1 protein-coding gene is annotated in these 365 nt (G+C 51.5%); it reads right to left on the minus strand.

What is annotated here, in order from left to right:
* Window positions 1-365: allophanate hydrolase-related protein (locus tag B3R63_RS03600; RefSeq protein ID WP_422652246.1), on the minus strand; the 365-nt coding region annotated here is incomplete at both ends.

Here is a 365-nt window from a genome sequence, read left to right on the forward strand (position 1 = left end):
GCACGCGGAATGTCCCAGACCTCTACTTCAATCGAGGAACCTGTCGCGTTGTATTGCAGGCCAGGTTTTGGCGGTGTGGTATTTTTTAAGGCATAGAGTTTGTAATGCGAAGCAGTCCGGGTCTGTTTGATCAGGGTGCCACCACGTGTGGTCAGCTGAAAATTCAGCGGCATTCCGGTCAGATGTGCACCGACGACAGCCAGTTTGACGCTGTGACCCGATGAGATTTCAGTTGTTTTTTCATAGTTGCGTTCAGAAGTTCCCAGTTTTAACTGGCTTGCCTGCTGCCATTTTTGCCCGAATTTGGCCAGTGCCTCATCCATCCAGGCTGGCGCAATAAAGGTCACGCCCGTTGGCAAACCATC

Source organism: Acinetobacter sp. UBA1297 (assembly GCF_002307755.1).
Lineage (GTDB): Bacteria > Pseudomonadota > Gammaproteobacteria > Pseudomonadales > Moraxellaceae > Acinetobacter > Acinetobacter radioresistens.